Origin of the sequence: Methylobacterium sp. J-092, assembly GCF_022829325.1 — a bacterium.
Classification (GTDB): Bacteria; Pseudomonadota; Alphaproteobacteria; order Rhizobiales; family Beijerinckiaceae; genus Methylobacterium.
Genome location: NZ_JAKSXU010000104.1, coordinates 1 through 1,320, shown reverse-complemented (window position 1 = coordinate 1,320; position 1,320 = coordinate 1). Strand labels below are relative to the sequence as shown.

The following is a 1,320-nucleotide window of genomic DNA, read 5'->3' as shown; positions in this document are numbered from 1 at the left end:
TGCCGACCGACTCGTTCCTGAACTTCTTCCGCTCCTCGGCCGTGACGCTGAAGGTGGAAGGCCTGTACGTGAACCTCGACCAGGGCGGCCGCAACAACGGCGCCTTCGCCTCCAACTCGACCGGCACCGTGACCCTGACCTCGCCGGGCGTGACCGTCGTGCAGAGCGGCCTGAACCGCAACAACAGCACCGAGTTCGCTGTCGTGCGCGCCGGCCTGAACTACAAGTTCGGCTCGTACTAGGACCTTCGGCCATTCCTTTGGCCTAGGGATCCCCAGCCCGATCAGACTGGCCGCTAGGTCGAACAACGCCTCAGGAGCATGCCTCCTGGGGCGTTTGTTGTTCCAGAACGCCGCTCATCTAAAACTCAGGTCGGCAACGAAAAAAGCGCGCCGGTGAAGGCGCGCTTGAGTTGTTTTATTTCGGATAGAATAGAACCTTTTATATCCTAGCCAAAAGCAGTTTGTGCGCAATAGGCGTGTCATAGCATCTGATAGTTTTGGGCGTTGTCCCCACTCATCACTGCGCCGGAGTCCGATCCGCCGCCTTCTGCCGCTCCATCTGCTGCCGACGTATTGCGGTCGCTGCGCACGAGTAGCGCGAGGAGCCTTCTCCGGATCTAGGCCGCGGTCGTGGCCGCCTTTGAGAACGCCGACACGGGCAGGGCGCCTGGCTGACAAATGCGGTAGCTGTGCTCGGACATTCGACCAAGAAACGGGACCGGCGTTTCTCCGTTGTTGCGTAGGATAGGCGTTCAGACCCTTTCGAAGGCGGCGATGTCAAAACGTAATAATGCTAGGAACTCCCTCGACGCTGCGTTCGCAGCCGGCGTCATCGTCATCGGCGGCGCGCTTGCAGTCGAGATGCGGTACTTCCTGCCTCACAATCCGGTCGCGGCATTCTTTAAGGTGCTTGGTGCGGCCATGGTCGCGACAGCCATTACGCTTCGCCTTTCGCGCAGGTGATGCTCGGCCGATGTATAGTCCCGCGGGAACGCTGTCTCCCCGCATGCGATCTCGACAATCGCACGCCCGTAGGTAGGGTGCAGCGATGCATGCCGCTCTCACCGTTCTCGCTGCGATCCTGACGGCCAGCGCTTGTGCAGCGGCGCCAGTCGAGGATGAGCAGCGAGCCGAGAAGATTGAGGGGCTGGTGCGCATCGTCGGCGCGCAGGCCGGTATCGTCCTTCACTGCCGGCAGTTCTATGCGATCGACGACAAGGTGTCGGACGGCTTGTCTCGCACCGTGCGGCTTACCCTCGATCAAAGCCTTGGCCCAAAGCAGGCGCAGACCGCCGTGGATGATGAAGGCAAGCGTCTA

At 61.1% G+C, this 1,320-nt stretch carries 1 protein-coding gene and 1 pseudogene; both read left to right on the top strand.

Going from position 1 to position 1,320, the window contains the following annotated elements; translation table 11 throughout:
- Nucleotides 1-242, top strand: a pseudogene (locus MKK60_RS11730) (porin family protein); the annotation flags it as partial.
- Nucleotides 243-1,050: 808 nt separating this feature from the next.
- The coding region (locus MKK60_RS11725) for a hypothetical protein (protein ID WP_243985933.1) at nucleotides 1,051-1,320 on the top strand (270 nt) is incomplete at its 3' end.